This is a genomic window from Azovibrio restrictus DSM 23866, assembly GCF_000429665.1.
Lineage (GTDB): Bacteria > Pseudomonadota > Gammaproteobacteria > Burkholderiales > Rhodocyclaceae > Azovibrio > Azovibrio restrictus.
The window spans coordinates 24,180-40,001 of the sequence record NZ_AUCH01000003.1 but is presented as its reverse complement, the minus strand read 5'-3'; the positions used below and the strand labels follow the sequence as shown (position 1 = coordinate 40,001).

The following is a 15,822-nucleotide window of genomic DNA, read 5'->3' as shown; positions in this document are numbered from 1 at the left end:
ATGATGCTCCCTGAAACCGTAGAAAATCTCATCCGCCAGGGCCTGGCCTGCAGCCACCTGGAAGTGGCCGGGGACGGCCAGCATTTCGAGGCCCTGGTGGTCAGTGCGGAATTTGCCGGCATGAGCCGAGTGCAGCGCCACCAGCGGGTGAACCAGACGGTCAGGGCCCAGCTGGACAGCGGCGAACTGCACGCCCTTTCCCTGAAAACCCATACCCCGGAAGAATGGAGTGCCCGTGGATAAGCTTGCAATTCAGGGCGGTATCGCCCTTTCCGGTGAAGTCACCATTTCCGGGGCCAAGAACGCTGCCCTGCCCATCCTCTGCGCTGCCCTGCTGTCTGCCGAACCCCTCAAGTTCAGCAACCTGCCGCATCTGAACGACATTTCCACCCTGCTGCGCCTCCTGGGGCAGATGGGGGTGGGGGTGACTCTGGAGGGTAGCGATGGCCTGGTGCTGGACGGGGGCGGCTTGAACAATCCCCTGGCGCCCTATGATCTGGTGAAGACCATGCGCGCCTCGATCCTGGTGCTTGGGCCCCTGCTGGCCCGTTGCGGCGAGGCCCGGGTGTCCCTGCCAGGGGGCTGCGCCATCGGCGCCCGGCCCGTGGATCAGCACATCAAGGGATTGCAGGCCATGGGTGCCGAGATCACCGTGGAGCAGGGCTATATCCACGCCAAGGCGAACCGCCTGCAGGGGGCGCGCATCTGCACCGACATGGTCACCGTCACCGGCACCGAGAACCTGATGATGGCCGCCTGTCTGGCCGAAGGGGAAACGGTCATCGAGAACGCCGCCCGGGAGCCTGAGGTGGTGGACCTGGCCAACTGCCTGGTGAGCATGGGGGCCCGCATTTCCGGCGCCGGCACCGACGTGATCCGCATCCAGGGCGTCGAACGCCTGCACGGGGCCGAGCACGCGATTATGCCGGACCGGATCGAGACCGGCACCTACCTCTGCGCCGCCGCCGCCACCGGGGGCGAGGTGCGGCTGCTGCGGACCTCCGCCGCTTATCTGGATTCTGTGGTGGACAAGCTCATGGATGCCGGCTGCGACATCCGTCTGGAGCGCGATGCCATCAACCTCAAGGCGCCGCCCCGGCTCAAGTCCGTGAGCCTGCGCACCGCCCCCTATCCGGCCTTCCCCACCGACATGCAGGCCCAGTTCATGGCCATTAACTGCGTCGCCGAAGGGGTGGCCACGATCCGGGAAACCATCTTCGAAAACCGCTTCATGCACGCCAGCGAACTGCAGCGCCTGGGGGCCGACATCCAGATCGAGGGCAACAATGCCGTGGTCCGGGGGGTGGCGCGCCTGGAGGGCGCCACGGTCATGGCCACCGACCTGCGGGCCTCAGCCTCCCTGGTGATCGCCGGTCTGGCGGCCCAGGGGGAGACCATCATCGACCGCATCTACCACCTGGACCGCGGTTATGAACGCATCGAGGAAAAGCTGGCCCGGCTGGGGGCCCAGGTGCGCCGGGTCCATTGATGCCCGTCTTGCTGTGACAAAGGCCCCGGAAGCCCTCCGGGGCCTTTTCGTTTCGGGATCTGCAAGTAACTGGTTAGAAGCTCAAGGCGGCCCGCACGCCAAGCACGTTGATGTCCGGGACGGAACTGTTGCCCTGGGGATGGCTGATCCACTGGTAGTGGGGCGAAATTTCCAGGTGTTCGTTGATCTTGCCGCGATAGTAGATTTCCGCCAGCCGCTCGTTGCCGCCGATGCCGCTGGCCAGCTTCTGGGCCTGGCTGGTCTTCAACAGGCCGAGGCCAACGCCGATGGCGTCATGCCGGCGTCCCCAGCTGGCCCCTGAAAATTCGAAACCGCCGGTCAGGGCCTGGTCGAAGGCGCCCTCACCACTGGTCCGGTGGCCATAGCGGGCAAACAGGTTCCAGTCCCGGCCCAGGCGCTGATCCAGCGAAATCCCCCAGCCCCGGTGGCGCTGGCGGTTACCCTCCAGGTCCTCGGTGCTGCCGTTGTTCCAGGCATAAATCCGGTAATTGCCCCGGGGCTCCCCATTGATCTGTTTGGGGCTCAGCTCGAACTGGACGACGCTCAGGGGGCCGCCGTTGTCCCGGCCGTCGAAGCGGGCACCATTGCCCGCGGCAAAGATACCCAGGGAAACCCCCCAGCCCAGCAGGCCGTCGCCTTCGTTGTAGTAGCCGAGCCGGGCGCCGGGGGCAAAGCCGTAATTGTCGGCGCCAATGTCGCCGCCGGTATCGAGCAGGGGGTTGTGCACGAAAGCATTGTTGAGGAACTGGGAGGCTTCATCCCCGGCCACGGCGTTCTGGTCGAAGAAGCCGAAGAAATCCATCTTGCCCAGCGTCAGTTCGATGCGATCCCCGGGCTGGTCGTTGAAGCCGGTGGGTTTCAGGGGCCAGGTCAGCTGGTAGTAGGCCTGGGCCAGGATGGCGAAGGAATCGTCGGAGTTGGTGCCGCCGTACTTCTCGAAGGTTGTCGAATTGGGAACGCCCACATGGGTGTCCCGCAGGGTCAGGCCATTACCCTGGCCGAAGCGGACGTGGGCAAAGGCCTTGCCCTGGGCCTCACCCCAGTGTCCGGCGGGGATGCTAATTTCCACATCGCCCCGGTAATTGCCGGCATGGCCGGTTTCGCCGGAGGCAATGCCGTTCCGGTTGGCGTGCTGGTACACCGAGACCAGGCTGGCGCTGATTTCGATGCCGGGCTCCGTCACGCTGGGCTCAGGCTGGGGGGCGTGGGCCAGCTCCCGGACCTGCTCCTGCAGCACCTGATTCTGCCGTTCCAGGCGTACCAGCCGCTCGTTATCCGGCAGGACCCGGGGCGCGGCTGCCACGGTACCGGTCTGGCGCAGGGTTTTCACCTCCTTTTCCAGTGCCTGGTTACGTTGCTCCAGCTGTTGCAGGCGCTCGTTCATCTTGCGCAGGGTCTCCTGTACGTCGTCCCGGGCGTAGGCCGCACCTGGCAGGGCCAGCACACCGCCGGCGACCATGGCGGCGGCAACCTTTCTCCAGTCTCCCCTCTCGCTGAATGCTGCCGCTTGCGAGCGAACTTGCTTGCTTTTCATGCTACCCCCTATTGAGAATGTGGTTATAGAATAACGCAACTGCTTTTGAGAATCATTTTTAAATTTACGCAAATGTGTTGTGCGGTGTTGGTCAAAAACCACACATCAAAACCACACTGTGGCTCGGATGCGACATTTTCTTCATGGAACAAAGGGGGTTTTGCAATGACTTTCAAGCGCGTTCGTTTCACCCTGGCGGCCCTGCTGCTAGGGGTTTCCCTGCAGGCCGGGGCTCAGGCGCCGACGCCGGAGGCGGTTAACCGGAACTATGCGGAAATCGTCCACGCCAGCTACCAGGATTCCCTGACCAGCGCCCTGCAGATGCAGGAGGCCATCCAGGCTTTCGTGGCGGCGCCCAGTGAGTCGTCCCAGCAGGCGGCCCGCCAGGCCTGGCTGGCGGCCCGGGAGTGGTATGGGCAGACCGAGGCCTACCGTTTCTACTCCGGTCCCATCGATGATGAAAGCGGGCCGGAGGGGCGCCTCAATGCCTGGCCCCTGGACGAGGCCTATGTGGATTACGTCAAGGGCAGGGCTGACGCCGGGATCATCAACAAGCCTTCGGTCACCATCACCAAGGCGGAGCTGAGCCGCCTGAACGAGCGAGGTGGGGAAGAAAACATCGCGGCCGGCTGGCATGCCATCGAATTCCTGCTCTGGGGCCAGGATTTATCTGCGACGGGGCCGGGCAATCGTTCCTATGAGGACTTCGTCGACGGCAAGGCAGCCCACGCCGACCGTCGCCGCCAGTATCTGCTGACCGCCACTGAACTGCTCATCGACGATCTGCGTTACCTGGGCCGGGCCTGGGCTCCGGATGCCCTGTCCAACTACCGGGCCCGCTTCGAGCGGGGCGGCCTGGAGTCGGTGCGCAAGATCATCATTGGCCTGGGCTCCCTGTCCCGGGGCGAGTTGGCCGGAGAGCGCCTGGAAGTGGCCATGAATACCCAGGACCAGGAGGACGAGCACTCCTGCTTTTCGGACAACACCCACCGGGACGCGGTGACCAACGCCAAGGGCATCGAGAACGTCTGGTTCGGCCGCTACCGCCGCCTGGACGGCTCCCTGGTGCAGGGCGCTTCCCTGGCAGAGCTGGTGGCCGCCGCCAATCCGGCCCTGGCCCGGCGCGTGGGCGAGCAGATCAGCGCCTCGGTGCAGGCCGCCGAGGCGATTCAGGCCCCCTTTGACCGGGAGGTCATCGGCAGTTCCAGCGCTCCCGGGCGCCTGCGCATCCAGAAAACCATAGACGCTCTGGTGGCCCAGTCCAAGGGTCTGGTGGAGGCCGCCGCCGCCATCGGCATCACCCGTCTCACCCTGAGTGCCCCGAAATGAGCGCGCCCCGTAACTGTTACCGGCTCTGGGCCTGCCTGGTGGCCGTGGCGGGCGGGCTGAGCCCGGTCCTGGCCGAGGAGAAACTGCCCGCCGACGTCTTCACCGGGGGGGCGACCACGGTATTTGCCAATGGCCGCAACGCCTTTTCCTTTCCCTTCGCCAATCTGGAAGATGCGGAGCGGGCCCGTTTTGCCGTGGGCAACTCCTTCTTCCGGCGCAACTGGGTGGAGGCCCCGTCTTCCACCCTGGCCCGGGACGGCCTGGGGCCCCATTTCATCGCCCGTTCCTGCGGTGGGTGCCACGTGCAGGATGGCCGGGGTGAGCCGCCCGAGGCCGGCGAGCAGCCGGCGGGGCTGTTATTCCGCCTTTCCATTCCCGGGCGCGGTCCCCACAACGCCATCATCCCCGAGCCTACTTACGGGGATCAGTTCAACAACAATGCCATCCAGGGGGTGAAGCCTGAAGGCAAGCTGGCCATCAGCTATGCCACCCTCACCGGGCAGTTTGCCGACGGTACGCCCTATACCCTGCTGCAGCCTGAGTACCGTTTCGTGGAGCTGGCTTACGGGCCCATGCATCCGGAGGTGCTGGTGGGGCCACGCATCGCGCCCCAGATCATCGGGGTGGGCCTGCTCGAAGCCATACCCGAACAGGAAATCCTTGCCAACGTCAGGCACCAGGCCGCGGCTCCCGGTCCCGTCAAGGGGCAGGTGAACCGGGTCTGGGACGCCTTCGCCGGGGCCGAACGGATCGGCCGCTTTGGCTGGAAAGCCAATGTGGCCAGCGTGGCGCACCAGACGGCCGGGGCCTTCCTGGGGGATATCGGCATCACCTCCAGCAAGAATCCCCAGGAAGCCTGCACCGAGGCCCAGCCGGATTGCCGGGCTGCCCCCCGGGGCGGCCGTAACGGCCAGCCGGAAATCGATGACGAAACCCTGGCCCAGGTGGTGTTCTACCAGGCCACCCTGGCCCCGGCGGCCCGCCGGGATGCGGCTGATCCCCTGGTCCGCCGGGGCCAGGGCCTGTTCGCCCAGGCGGGCTGTGTCACATGCCACCGGCCCAGCTATGTGACGGGGGCGCCGCCCAATCCGGCCATGGCCAGTTCCCAGGCGGCGGGGCAGCAGATATGGCCCTACACGGACCTGCTGCTGCATGACATGGGCCCGGGGCTGGCGGACAACCGCCCCGACGGGCTGGCCCATGGCCGCCAGTGGAAGACGCCGCCCCTCTGGGGGGTGGGGCTGATTCGCGAGGTCAATGGGCACCAGCGCCTGCTCCACGACGGCCGCGCCCGGGGTGTGCTGGAGGCCGTGCTCTGGCATGGGGGCGAAGCGGCGCCAGCACGGGATGCCGTTCTGAAGTTCAACAAGGTGGAGCGCGAAGCCCTGGTCCGCTTCGTGGATTCCCTATGAGCCGCTGGCTGCTGTTTGCCGTCTGGCTGGCGGCCTGGGCCCTGGGCGCCCAGGCCCAGGAAGATTGGCGCCGGGTGGCGGTACCCACCTACACCCCGGCCCATTTCGTCCTGGGACAGGTGCAGGGCTGGTACTCGCCCCGGGCGGCTGCCCTGGCCCGTCAGGCTCTGAATCTGGAGGCTGCCCTGGCGCACGGCTGCCCGGCCGACGGGCCGGAGGAGGCACGCCTGGCCTGGCGCCGCAGCGTGGTCGCCTGGGCCCGCCTGAGCGCCGTGGCCGTGGGGCCCCTGAACGAGCGTCGCAGCCAGCGCCGCATCGACTTCCTGCCCATTCGCCCGGCCCGCATCGCTGAAGCCGTGGCCGCTCCCGGCCAGGATCTGGAACTGGCGGGGGTGGCGGCCCGAGGCTTCGGTGCTCTGGAGTGGCTGCTCTGGGCGGCCCCCCAGGACGCGGCTCACTGCGCCTACGCCCTACGGCTGGCCGGGGAAATCCGTGCCGAAGCCCAGGCCCTGGAGCAGGCCTTTGCCGCCCGTCCAGCGCTCTTGCAGGAAGACGAGGCCCTGGTGGCGGCCATGAACGAAAGCCTGAATCAGTGGCTGGGGGGCGTGGAGATGCTGCGTCTTCAGTGGCTGGTGAAACCCCTCGGTGACATGCAGCAGCGGGGTCGCCCGGCGCCCCTGCTGCCGCGCCAGTTTGCCGATCAGGATGCGGCGGCTCCCGGTGCCGCCAGCCGGGAGGAGCGGCAGCTGCGCTGGGAAAGCCTGCAGGAACTGCTGGTGGGCACGGCCGTGCCGGCGCCCGGCCAGGACCTGGTCAGCGTCGCCACCTACCTGCGTGGCAAGGGGCTCAACCCCCTGGCGGACAGGCTCCTGGCCCAGGCCCGGTTGGCGGATCAGGCCCTGGAGCAGGCCGGCGACGGTCCTGCATCCCTGGAACTGGCGGCCCGGCGTCTGGCCGAGCTGAAGGCCCTGGTGGAAAACGAAGTCACCCCGGTGCTGGATATCCGGGTCGGCTTTTCCGACGCGGACGGGGACTGATGCGGCGCCGGGATTGCTTGCGCGTCCTGGCCGCCCTGGGCCTGGCCGTACTGGCGCCCCCCTCGAGCGCGGCGGGCGGTCAGCGGCTGTGGGCCGCCTGGGATGATGCCGATGGCCGTCACCAGGTGGGTCTGCTGGCCGTCGAAGGGCGGGCACTGGTGCCGCTGGCGGTGCAGGAAATCCCCACCCGGGCCCACGCCCTGGTGGATGCCGGGGATGGCAGCGTCTACGTCGTGGCTCGTCGGCCGGGCGAGTGGCTGCTGCACTGGGCCCCCGGGAGTGGCCGCAGCAACTGGTTCTGGCAGGACGGTGACCGGCGTTTCACCGGCCACGCCCTCCTGGCCGGTGGGCGGCTGCTGACGGTGGAGAGTGAACAGGAAGATGGTCAGGGCCTGATCCTGTTGCGGCAGCCGGATTCCCTGCAGGAGCTGGCGGTCTGGTCCACCCATGGACAGGACCCCCACGAGCTGCTCCTGGATGGGGACAGCCTGCTGGTGGCGAATGGCGGCGTTCCTACCGCGCCGGAAACCGGGCGGCTCAAACTCGATCTGGCGCGCATGGATTCCAGCCTGCTGCGGCTGGACCTGAGCACGGGGCGGCGGCTGGGGCAGTGGCGTCTGGGGGACGCCAGGCTCTCCATACGCCACCTGGCCCGGCATCAAAGCGGGATGGTCGGCATTGCCCTGCAGGCGGAACACGAGGCGGTGGCTCAACGGCAGGCGGCGCCCACCTTTGCCCTGTTTGACGGGCAGACTCTGGAACTGCCTTCGGGCCAGTCTCCCCTGGCCGGCTACGGCGGCTCCATCGCGGCCCTGGCAGGGCCGGGTGCCGCCTTTGCCTTGGGCTGCCCCCGGAGCGGACTGGTGCTTCTGCTCGATCTGCAGGGACGGGAATGCGGCAGGCTGTCCCTGCCCGAGGCCTGCGCCCTGGCCTGGGGCGCAGGGGGGCGCCTGCTGGCCGGGGGGCGGGAAATGGCCTGGCTGGGCGCCGGGCCAGGCGGGGAAGGGCGGAAGGTGCAGGCGCCCGGGCTGCGCTTCGACAACCACTGGACCCCGGCCACGGGCTGAGGCGGCCTCAGACCTTGAGGAACAGGGTCTGCAGGGGCTCCTCGCCCACCTGGCGGCTCCAGTGGCCGTGTATCTCGGGGTTGAAGGTTTCGCCTGCGGGAACCAGGTCATTGGAGAAGAAGTGTTCCCCGGGACCGAAAATCCGCGAGCTCCCGTCGCGCAGGCCGATCTCCATCTGCCCGGCCAGGATCACGGTCCATTGGGGCGAGGTGGTGCAGTGGAACTCGCTCCGGAAGCCCACGGGGCTGTGGCGCAGCTGGTAGCCGCTGGCCGGATGCAGGGCCGAGAGTCGGGCCTGGGGCGTGCCTTCCAGCAGGGCCACCTGCTCTTCCCGGAAACGGGCGTAGCCGTCCTGGTCGGTGTAGAGGATGACTTTGGTGAATGTGCTCATGGGATGCTTCGGCGATGGAGAAGGGCGAAAAATAACATGAAGCGGGTGGGGGGGCGTGCTAGCCCGGGGCGCCGGGTCGGAGAACCCGGGGGCGTTGCACACGATGTCAGTGTCAGGTTGTATCAAGGGGTGCCCCGACGGCGCAGGCCTCTCAGGGCGAGCAGGCCGCAGGGGATCAGCAGCAGCCACTGGGGCAGTTGCCAGAGCAGCCCCTGTTCCGGGAAAGCGGCAATGACGGCCAGGAACACCAGGCCAAAGCCTATCCACAGGAGGCCCAGGAAGTGCCCGAGCAAGGCTGCGGCCGGATGGCGCAGGCAGTAGATCCAGGCAGCCGTGCTGGCCAGCAAGGCCAGGCTGGCCATGTGCCAGACCGCATACAGAGTGAATTTGAGGCTGGGTTCCAGGGGGGCGGCGAGCAGGGGCGTGGCCACGTCCTGGCCGCCGCCCAGCAGGTGGATCAGGGTGGTCAGGCCGCCCAGCAGGGCTGCCCCGAGCAGCGGGCGGTTCATGAGCTGCTCTCCGCTGCCAGCAGCCTGGCCATGCGCCGCACCATGACCCGGGAGATGAGCTGGTGGAAGGGCAGGACCAGGGCCAGGTAGAGCCAGCCGGCGGGATTGTGGGGCAGGACCCGGGTGCTGACCCGGAGTTCCCCGGCCCCGGCCTGGAGGCAGAGGCGGAAATCCAGGTGGCGGTCATCTTCTCCGAGCAGAACTTTGCCCGGTTCCAGTGCCAGGATGCGGAACACGCCGAGCTGCTGCCCGCTCCGGAACGGGGGGCGGGGCTGATCGGGGGCTGCGGTTTTCAGCCCCCAGCGGCTGACGATCCTGTCCCGGGTCCGCATCAGTCCATCGACCCAGCCGGGAGGGGCGGCCAGGAAGGCGACCAGCAGTTGGTCGGGACCTACTTCCCGGAGCGGCAGAGGGTGGTGGTGGCAATCCCGGTAAGGGTAGCTTGTTCCGTCGGGCGGGGTGGTGGCGAGGTGTGCGGCGGGCATGGGGCAGTCATTGCATGGCAGGAGATGGCGGCAATCTATGCGCGCCGGCCCGCTCCGGTCTTGTACCGAAACGACAGGCTCAGAAAGACGGGGCGCCGAACAGGCCGGAAACCTGTTCCGGGCTCAGGCGGTAGGGCCACAGGGCCGGGTCCTCGCCGGCCAGCTGCCGGCCCAGGTGGGCCGGGGCGTAACCGGTGAAGCGGCGCAGGTCCCGGCTCAGGTGGGCCTGGTCAAAATAGCCGGCCTGGGTGGCGATGTCGGCCCAGGAGGCAAACTGGCGGCGGCCAAACACCAGCTCCACCAGCATCCGGCTGCAGCGGGCCTGCTGGCGGAAGGCCCGCAGGTTCTGGCCATAGCTGTGGCGGAAGCGCCGTTCCAGCTGGCGGGGGCTGAGTCCGAAAGCGGTGGCGATCTCGTCCAGGGGGCGGAACAGCCAGGTGTCGGGGAGCACCAGGTCGGCACGCTGCTGGGCCTGGGCGTTCCTGAGCTCAAGGAGAAATTGCTCGCAGCGGGCTACCCGAGTGGCAAGGTTCCCGGCGCTGGCGAGCTGTTCTTCCAGCGCGGCCAGGGATGCGCGGGGCAACAGCTCCTCCAGGGCGACGAACGCTTCCATGACGGCCGAGGCGGGCAGCCCGAGCAGGCGCGGCAGCTGTCCGGGCAGCACCGAGGCCACGAGGATTTCCGTGCCCTGAGTGGCGCTGGCCCGGCAGACGCCACTGGTGGCGCCGCTCAAGCCGAGCCGGGGCAGGCGCCGTTTGCTGCCGTCGGGCAGTTCCAGGTGGATTTCTCCCTTCAGGATCACCAGCAGCATGGGCTGCAGGGTGGCCGGCAGCAGGTAGGGACCGCCGGGGAGGGCGGTGACCAGCAGGCTGCCGACCAAACCGGATAGCGCTGCCGAAACGGGAAAGAGCAGGGCGGACATGGCCCGGATTCTAATGCCATGGGGCTGCCTGGGGGCAACCTAAAAACCTCACCACAGAGACACAAAGACACAGAGAAGTTCAAAAAAAATGGCTTGCATCATCTTCTGCGCTCACCTAGAAAGTGACCCGGCCTTCCAGGACAAGTCTTTGTTTTTCCTCGGCGTCTCTGTGCCTCTGTGGTTTAACTGAGGTTTTAAGGTTCAATCCTTGGAGTACAGCCCGACCCGGTTACCTTCGCTGTCAATGAACAGGGCGATGTGGCCGATGTCCTGGCCCAGGTCCGTTTTCTCCATCACCACCTGGCCTCCTGCTGCCGGGATGCGGGCCAGCACCCCGTTCAGATCGGCGCCCCCGTCGAGATAGACCAGGGTGCCGTTGTCCCGGGGCTGCAGTTGCGGCATGGCCACCAGGGCACCGCTGGGAAAGGGCTCCTCGTAGGGGAACAGGGCCATGGGGCAGTCGCCGCAGGTTTCACGGCGCAGCTCGATGCTGAAGATGTCCTGGTAGAAGGCGATGGCGCGCTCCAGGTCGGCGGTGGCGATTTCGAACCAGCGCAGGGGATTTTTCATGATGGGCTCCTGGGAAAGTTCAGCGGCGGGATGCCGTTGATGGGAGCCATTCTGGCCGGGGGCTCCTGACAGCATGGTGTCAGGAGGCTTGGCCGGGCCTGGCGGAACCCCGTGCTATGCTGAAATTCCACGCTTTCCCCGCCCTTTCGTTCCCATGCGCCCCGCCGACCGACTGTTCCAGATCATCCTGCTCCTGCGCCACGGCCGCATCGTCACGGCGGCGGCCCTGGCCGAGGCCCTGGAGGTGTCCGAGCGCACCATCTACCGGGACATTGCCGACCTGGTGAAATCCGGCGCCCCCATCGACGGGGAGGCCGGCGTCGGCTACCGGCTGCGGCGCGGCTACCAGGTGCCGCCGCTGATGTTTACCGGTGATGAGCTGGAAGCCCTGGTGGTCGGCGCCAAGCTGGTCCAGGCCTGGGGGGATGCGGCCCTGGGCCGGGCCGCCGCCCAGGCCATGGCGCGTATCGAGGCGGTGCTGCCCGGGGCCCTGGAAAGCCGGGTGGCAGCCTCGGGGCGGCGCTTCCTGGCTCTGGATTGCCTGCAGCCTTCGCCCTTGCGGGAACCCATGGCCCTGCTGCGGGCGGGCATGGAAAGGGGGCGGCTGGTGCAGGTGCGTTACCGGCGGGCGGATGGGGAGGTTTCGCGGCGGGCCCTGTGGCCCCTGGGGTTGGTGTTCTGGGGCCATTGCTGGACCTTGGGGGCCTGGTGCGAACTGCGCCAGTCCTTCCGGACCTTCCGGGTGGACCGCATCCTGGAGGTGGAACTGCTGGAGCGGACTTTTGACGACCGCTATGGTCATCTCTGGCGCGACTACCTGGCCTCGGCCCGGGGGGAGACCGAGGCCTGATCAGGGGCTCAGTTTTCCTGGGGCAGCTGATGCAGGCAGGCAATCAACTGTTCCTGGACCTGGAGCAGCTTGGCGAGGCCCTGCTCCACCAGGTCCGCCCTGCCGTCGGCCCGGTGGGTCAGCAAGGCCTCCCCGATCCGGTGCAGTTCCTCGTGCAGGGGCTCCATGCGGCTGAAGGCGGCCCGGCGGCCGTAACGGGCGCGCCCCTCGCCCCGGTACCAGTTGCCGAAACGGCAGTTCAGGGGGGAGCTGACCGGTGCGGAGCCCAGCTGGCCGTGCAGGTGGTGTTCCAGGGCCCGGGACCAGTGGCGTAAATCCACTTCCGCGTAGGCCGTACCCATGTCTTCCCGGCTCAGGGGATGGTTGTGGGCTGCCTGCCAGGCGCTTTCCGGTTGCCAGGCGGCAATCCACGGGGGCAGATCGGCGGCGGGCATGGGGCGGGCGATGCCATAGCCCTGACCCAGCTCACACCCCAGCCGCAGCAGCAGGGCTCCGTGGGCGGCGCTTTCCACGCCCTCGGCAATGGCGCTGCGGCGGAAGGCGGCGGCCAGGCCGATCACCCCCTCGACGATGGCCAGGTCTTCCGTATCCCAGAGCATGTCGCGCACGAAGCTCTGGTCGATCTTGAGGACTCCGGCGGGCAGGCGTTTCAGGTAGGTGAGGGAGGAATAGCCGGTGCCGAAATCGTCCAGGGAGAAATCCACCCCCAGGGCGCGGCAGCCTTCGATGACCCGGGAGACATGGGCGATGCCCTCCAGGGCCGCCGTTTCCAGAACTTCCAGTTCCAGCTGGGCCGGAGCCACCAGGGGATGGGCGGCGAGCTTGTCCCGCAGGCGGGCGAGGAAATCCTCCTTCTGCAGGTGGTGGGCCGCGATGTTCACGCTTACCGCCAGCTCCAGCCCAGCCTGGTTCCATTGGCTCATCTGGGCCAGGGCCTGGTCCAGGACCCAGTCGCCGATGCGGGCGATCAGGTCGGTGCCCTCGATCATGGGCAGGAACTCCCCCGGGGCCACCAGGCCCCGTTCCGGGTGGCGCCAGCGGATCAGGGCCTCGGCCCCCACCACCTGGCCGCGGCGCATGTGCACCTTGGGCTGGTAATGGAGCTCGAACTCGCCCTGCTCCAGGGCCTGGGTCAGGCGGGCCAGGCTTTCCCAGTGGGTCTTGGCCTGCCGGTCCTGCTCCGGATCGAACAGGTGGTAGCGGTTCTTCCCGGCCTGTTTGGCCTGGTACATGGCCTGGTCGGCGTGGCGCAGCAAGGCGTCGGCGTCGCTGCCGTCGTGGGGGTAGAGGGTGACCCCCAGGCTGGCGGAAAGCTGCAGCGGGTTGCCCTTGATCCTGACCGGGCTGGCGGCCGCCCGCAGCAGCCGTTCCAGCACCACCTCGCATTCGCCCGGGCTGCCCAGGTCGGTGAGCACCGCCACGAACTCGTCGCCCCCCAGGCGGGCCAGGGTGTCGCCGGCCCGCAGGGTGTCCTTCAGGGCCTGGGAGATGGCGATCAGCAGTTCGTCGCCGGTTTCGTGGCCGTGGGTGTCGTTTACCTCCTTGAAGCCGTCCAGATCCAGGTACACCAGGGCCATCAGCCGCTGGTCCCGGCGGGTGCGGGCGATGGCCTGCTGCAGTCGGTCGGCCAGCAGCACCCGGTTGGGAATCCCGGTCAGGGCGTCGTAGTGGGCGATGCGCTCCAGCTGGCTCTGGTGCTGTTTCAGGGTGGTGATGTCGGAGAACAGGGCGACGTAGTGGCTGACCCGGCCGGCCTCGTCCCGCACGACGGCGATATTGAGCATTTCCGCGTACATGGTGCCGTCCTTGCGGCGGTTCCAGATTTCCCCCTGCCAGTGGCCCTTGTGGGCCAGGTCGTGCCAGAGGTTCTGGTAGAACTCCGGTCCCTGGCGCCCGGAGCTCAGGATGCGGGCGTTGCGGCCGGTGACTTCGGTGCGGCTGTAGCCGGTGATGCGGCTGAAGGTGTCGTTCACCTCGAGGATGGTGCCCCCCGGGTCGGTGATCATGATCCCTTCCTGGGCGTGGGTGAACACGCTGGCGGCCAGCTTGAGGCGGGCTTCCGTGGCCTTTTGTTCGGTGATGTCGGTAAAGGAGAAGACCCGCCCGATGATCAGCTTCTGCTGCCGGGCGGGCCGGGATTTGCGGGCCAGGATGCGGCCGTCGGCCAGGTGCAGGATGTCCTGGGTCTCGTCCTCGGTGTCCGGGCGGATTTCCTTCAGGCGCCGCCGGTAGGCCTCCGGGTCGGCCATGGCGGCGGCCAGGTAGGCTTGGATGGCCTGGTCGTCCCGGGCCAGGAGCAGGGCTTCCGGCAGCTGCCAGAGGCAGGAGAAGCGGTGGTTCATGTTCACGATGGCACCGCTCCGGTGCACCAGCAGGATGCCTTCGGCCGTGGCCTCCAGGGTGGCGCGCAGGTGGGCGCTGGCGTCCGCCAGCTCCGCTTCCGCGTGCCGCAGGCGACCCACGGGGGTGGCGCAGATCACCAGCCGGCCTGAGCCGTCGGGCGCCTGGGTGATGTTCTTGGTGGCGCTCAGCAGCTCCCCGTTGGCCATCAGGTAGGAGGCTTCCGCGTCCCGGATTTCCGGCACCAGGCCCTGGCGCACGTCTTCCCAGAAGAACACGTCGGTCAGGGCGCATTCGATGTCGGTGATCGGGCGCCCCACCAGGGCCTCGCGGCTGTGGCCCAGGTGCCGCAGGGCGCCCTGGTTCACCGCCTGGATGCTCAGGTCGCGGGCGTCCACCAGCAGCAGGATTTCATTGCAGCCGCCCAGCAGCAGCGCGTCCGGTGTGGCGGGGCGGCTCATTCGCTGCCCGCCGGGGCGTTGCCGTCGAAGAAATAGGTCACGTGCTTGCGCGGGCTCAGGTAGGCATAGGTGCGGGGTGGCAGCATGGCCGGGCGGATGGCCTTCTTGATGTTGATGTCCGTGTCCTGTTCCAGGTCCAGGATGGGGGCGGCCTCCCTGGGGAGCGATTCGTCGTAAAGCATGACGCAGGGGCGCAGGGGCTTGGCCGGGTTCACCGACATCACCATGGCGATGGCCTCGTTGGAGAGGGTGACGATGGAGCCAGGCGGATAGACCCCCAGGCAGCGGATCATCTGCTGCAGGATGTTGGCGTCGAACTTGCTGCGTCGCTGGGCGAACATGAAGGACAGGGCTTCGTGGGGCGTCATGGCCTGGTTCAGGTCCACGGGATTGCAGAGGTTGTCGTAGAAGTTCACCAGGGAGACCACCCGGGCGGGGAGGGTGATCCGCTCCAGCTTTAGGCCATGGGGGTAGCCGCTGCCGTCGGCCATCTCGTGGTGCTGGAAGATGATGGCCAGGACTTCCTGCCCCAGGCCCAGCTCCTTGCCCAGCTTGAGGCCGTATTCGCAATGCAGGGCGCGCAGCTCCCGTTCCGGCCGGGTGTATTCGGCGGGGTTCTTCTTCAGGACCCGGTCGGGCACCTCCATCAGGCCGATGTCGTGCAGCAGGGCCCCCAGCCCCAGGATGCGGGCCTGTTCCGGACTGAAATCCAGGCCCCGGGTGAGCATCATGGACAGGACCGAGACATTGAGGCCATGGAAATAGGCTTCATCCCCGCCGCATTTTTCTCCCATCACGTGCAGGGTCACTTCCGGATATTCCAGGAAGGCCAGCACCATCTGCTCCACCAGCCGGCCCATTTCCTGCAGGGTTTCCCCCGGGCGCTGCAGCAGGTTGCGGTTCAGGTTGCGCAGGATGCCGGCGGCCTTGAGAAAGGCCTTGTCCACCTGTTCTATGCGTTGGCGATATTCCGCCAGGCGGCGGATGGGGTCCTGGGGGACAGGCTTCGGGAGTCCCGTCTCCGGCGGCAGCTGCCCGGCCTCCGGCGGCGCCGGAGGGGCATCCGGAACGGCCTCTGGCGCGGTGATGCCGCTTTCCGGCAGGGTGTCGCTGCGGGCAGGGTCGTAGCGGAAGCGGGGCTCGCCCAGGGCTTGCAGCTCCCGCACCTGGGCGGCAGTGGTGATCTTGAAACTGTTCAGGGTGAAGGGGTGGCGGAACCAGGGCAGGTCAATGAAGATGTAGAGCCCTGGCCGCAGTTCGGCGGCGGCTACATAGGGATGATTGACGCTGCGTTGCTCCTGGGCCACGATTTTCCTCCTCGGCGGCGATTATCCATAATTTATGCCCGCTGGTGGGGTTCCGTGCGGGGGTGGGGGTGCGCCTGTCCCGGCCTTCCCCTGGGGCG

At 67.7% G+C, this 15,822-nt stretch carries 15 protein-coding genes; 7 read left to right on the top strand and 8 right to left on the bottom strand.

The features are described from left to right. Together G474_RS0103855 and murA are read left to right on the top strand one after the other, a co-directional pair. The gene (locus G474_RS0103855) at positions 1-243 is read left to right on the top strand and encodes a BolA family protein (RefSeq protein WP_026685829.1); all 243 of its coding nucleotides are present in this window, start codon (positions 1-3) and stop codon (positions 241-243) included. Continuing rightward, on the top strand, positions 236-1,489 hold the full coding sequence (gene murA / locus G474_RS0103850; RefSeq protein ID WP_026685828.1) for a UDP-N-acetylglucosamine 1-carboxyvinyltransferase: 1,254 nt from the start codon (positions 236-238) through the stop codon (positions 1,487-1,489). The genes G474_RS0103855 and murA overlap by 8 nt, the downstream gene beginning before the upstream one ends. Positions 1,490-1,562: 73 nt before the next feature. Here murA and G474_RS19410 read toward each other — a convergent pair whose 3' ends face one another. Then, the gene (locus G474_RS19410; RefSeq protein WP_051281812.1) at positions 1,563-2,969 is read right to left on the bottom strand and encodes a carbohydrate porin; all 1,407 of its coding nucleotides are present in this window, start codon (positions 2,967-2,969) and stop codon (positions 1,563-1,565) included. 240 nt (positions 2,970-3,209) lie between these two features. Between G474_RS19410 and G474_RS0103840 the strand changes: the two genes are divergently transcribed. From G474_RS0103840 to G474_RS0103825, 4 genes are read left to right on the top strand one after another with little or no spacing between them, the layout of a single operon-like run. Continuing rightward, the gene (locus G474_RS0103840; RefSeq protein WP_026685827.1) at positions 3,210-4,373 is read left to right on the top strand and encodes an imelysin family protein; all 1,164 of its coding nucleotides are present in this window, start codon (positions 3,210-3,212) and stop codon (positions 4,371-4,373) included. After that, positions 4,370-5,785 carry a di-heme oxidoreductase family protein gene (locus G474_RS0103835; protein ID WP_026685826.1) on the top strand — a complete coding sequence of 472 codons (1,416 nt, stop codon included), beginning with the start codon at positions 4,370-4,372 and terminating at the stop codon, positions 5,783-5,785. The genes G474_RS0103840 and G474_RS0103835 overlap by 4 nt, the downstream gene beginning before the upstream one ends. After that, the gene (locus tag G474_RS0103830) at positions 5,782-6,822 is read left to right on the top strand and encodes an imelysin family protein (protein WP_026685825.1); all 1,041 of its coding nucleotides are present in this window, start codon (positions 5,782-5,784) and stop codon (positions 6,820-6,822) included. The genes G474_RS0103835 and G474_RS0103830 overlap by 4 nt, the downstream gene beginning before the upstream one ends. Further along, a complete protein-coding gene (locus G474_RS0103825; RefSeq protein ID WP_051281810.1) occupies positions 6,822-7,889 on the top strand; it encodes a DUF1513 domain-containing protein in 1,068 nt (355 codons plus the stop codon). The genes G474_RS0103830 and G474_RS0103825 overlap by 1 nt, the downstream gene beginning before the upstream one ends. 7 nt (positions 7,890-7,896) lie before the next feature. Here the strand turns inward: G474_RS0103825 and G474_RS0103820 are convergent, their stop codons facing one another. From G474_RS0103820 to G474_RS0103800, 5 genes are all read right to left on the bottom strand, one after another. After that, positions 7,897-8,280, bottom strand: coding sequence for a cupin domain-containing protein (locus G474_RS0103820; RefSeq protein ID WP_026685823.1), 384 nt, complete (start codon positions 8,278-8,280; stop codon positions 7,897-7,899). Positions 8,281-8,402: 122 nt separating this feature from the next. Further along, the gene (locus G474_RS0103815; protein WP_026685822.1) at positions 8,403-8,789 is read right to left on the bottom strand and encodes a hypothetical protein; all 387 of its coding nucleotides are present in this window, start codon (positions 8,787-8,789) and stop codon (positions 8,403-8,405) included. Continuing rightward, positions 8,786-9,274, bottom strand: a complete 489-nt coding sequence (locus tag G474_RS19405; protein WP_051281808.1) for a DUF2867 domain-containing protein — start codon at positions 9,272-9,274, stop codon at positions 8,786-8,788. Before G474_RS19405 ends, G474_RS0103815 begins: the two co-directional genes overlap by 4 nt. A 79-nt stretch (positions 9,275-9,353) precedes the next feature. After that, positions 9,354-10,196, bottom strand: a complete 843-nt coding sequence (locus G474_RS0103805) for a helix-turn-helix domain-containing protein (RefSeq protein WP_026685821.1) — start codon at positions 10,194-10,196, stop codon at positions 9,354-9,356. Positions 10,197-10,397: 201 nt separating this feature from the next. Then, entirely contained in the window at positions 10,398-10,766 is a 369-nt protein-coding gene (locus G474_RS0103800; RefSeq protein WP_026685820.1) for a VOC family protein, read from the bottom strand. Positions 10,767-10,920: 154 nt separating this feature from the next. On the opposite strand from G474_RS0103800, the gene G474_RS0103795 reads away from it, so the two are divergent. After that, complete coding sequence (locus tag G474_RS0103795) at positions 10,921-11,616, top strand: helix-turn-helix transcriptional regulator (protein WP_026685819.1); 696 nt, start codon at positions 10,921-10,923, stop codon at positions 11,614-11,616. A gap of 8 nt (positions 11,617-11,624) precedes the next feature. On the opposite strand, the gene G474_RS19400 is transcribed toward G474_RS0103795, so the two are convergent. After that, the gene (locus G474_RS19400) at positions 11,625-14,417 is read right to left on the bottom strand and encodes an EAL domain-containing protein (RefSeq protein WP_051281806.1); all 2,793 of its coding nucleotides are present in this window, start codon (positions 14,415-14,417) and stop codon (positions 11,625-11,627) included. Continuing rightward, positions 14,414-15,724, bottom strand: a complete 1,311-nt coding sequence (locus G474_RS0103785) for a cyclic di-GMP phosphodiesterase (RefSeq protein WP_026685818.1) — start codon at positions 15,722-15,724, stop codon at positions 14,414-14,416. The genes G474_RS19400 and G474_RS0103785 overlap by 4 nt, the downstream gene beginning before the upstream one ends. Between the last annotated feature and the right edge of the window lie 98 nt (positions 15,725-15,822).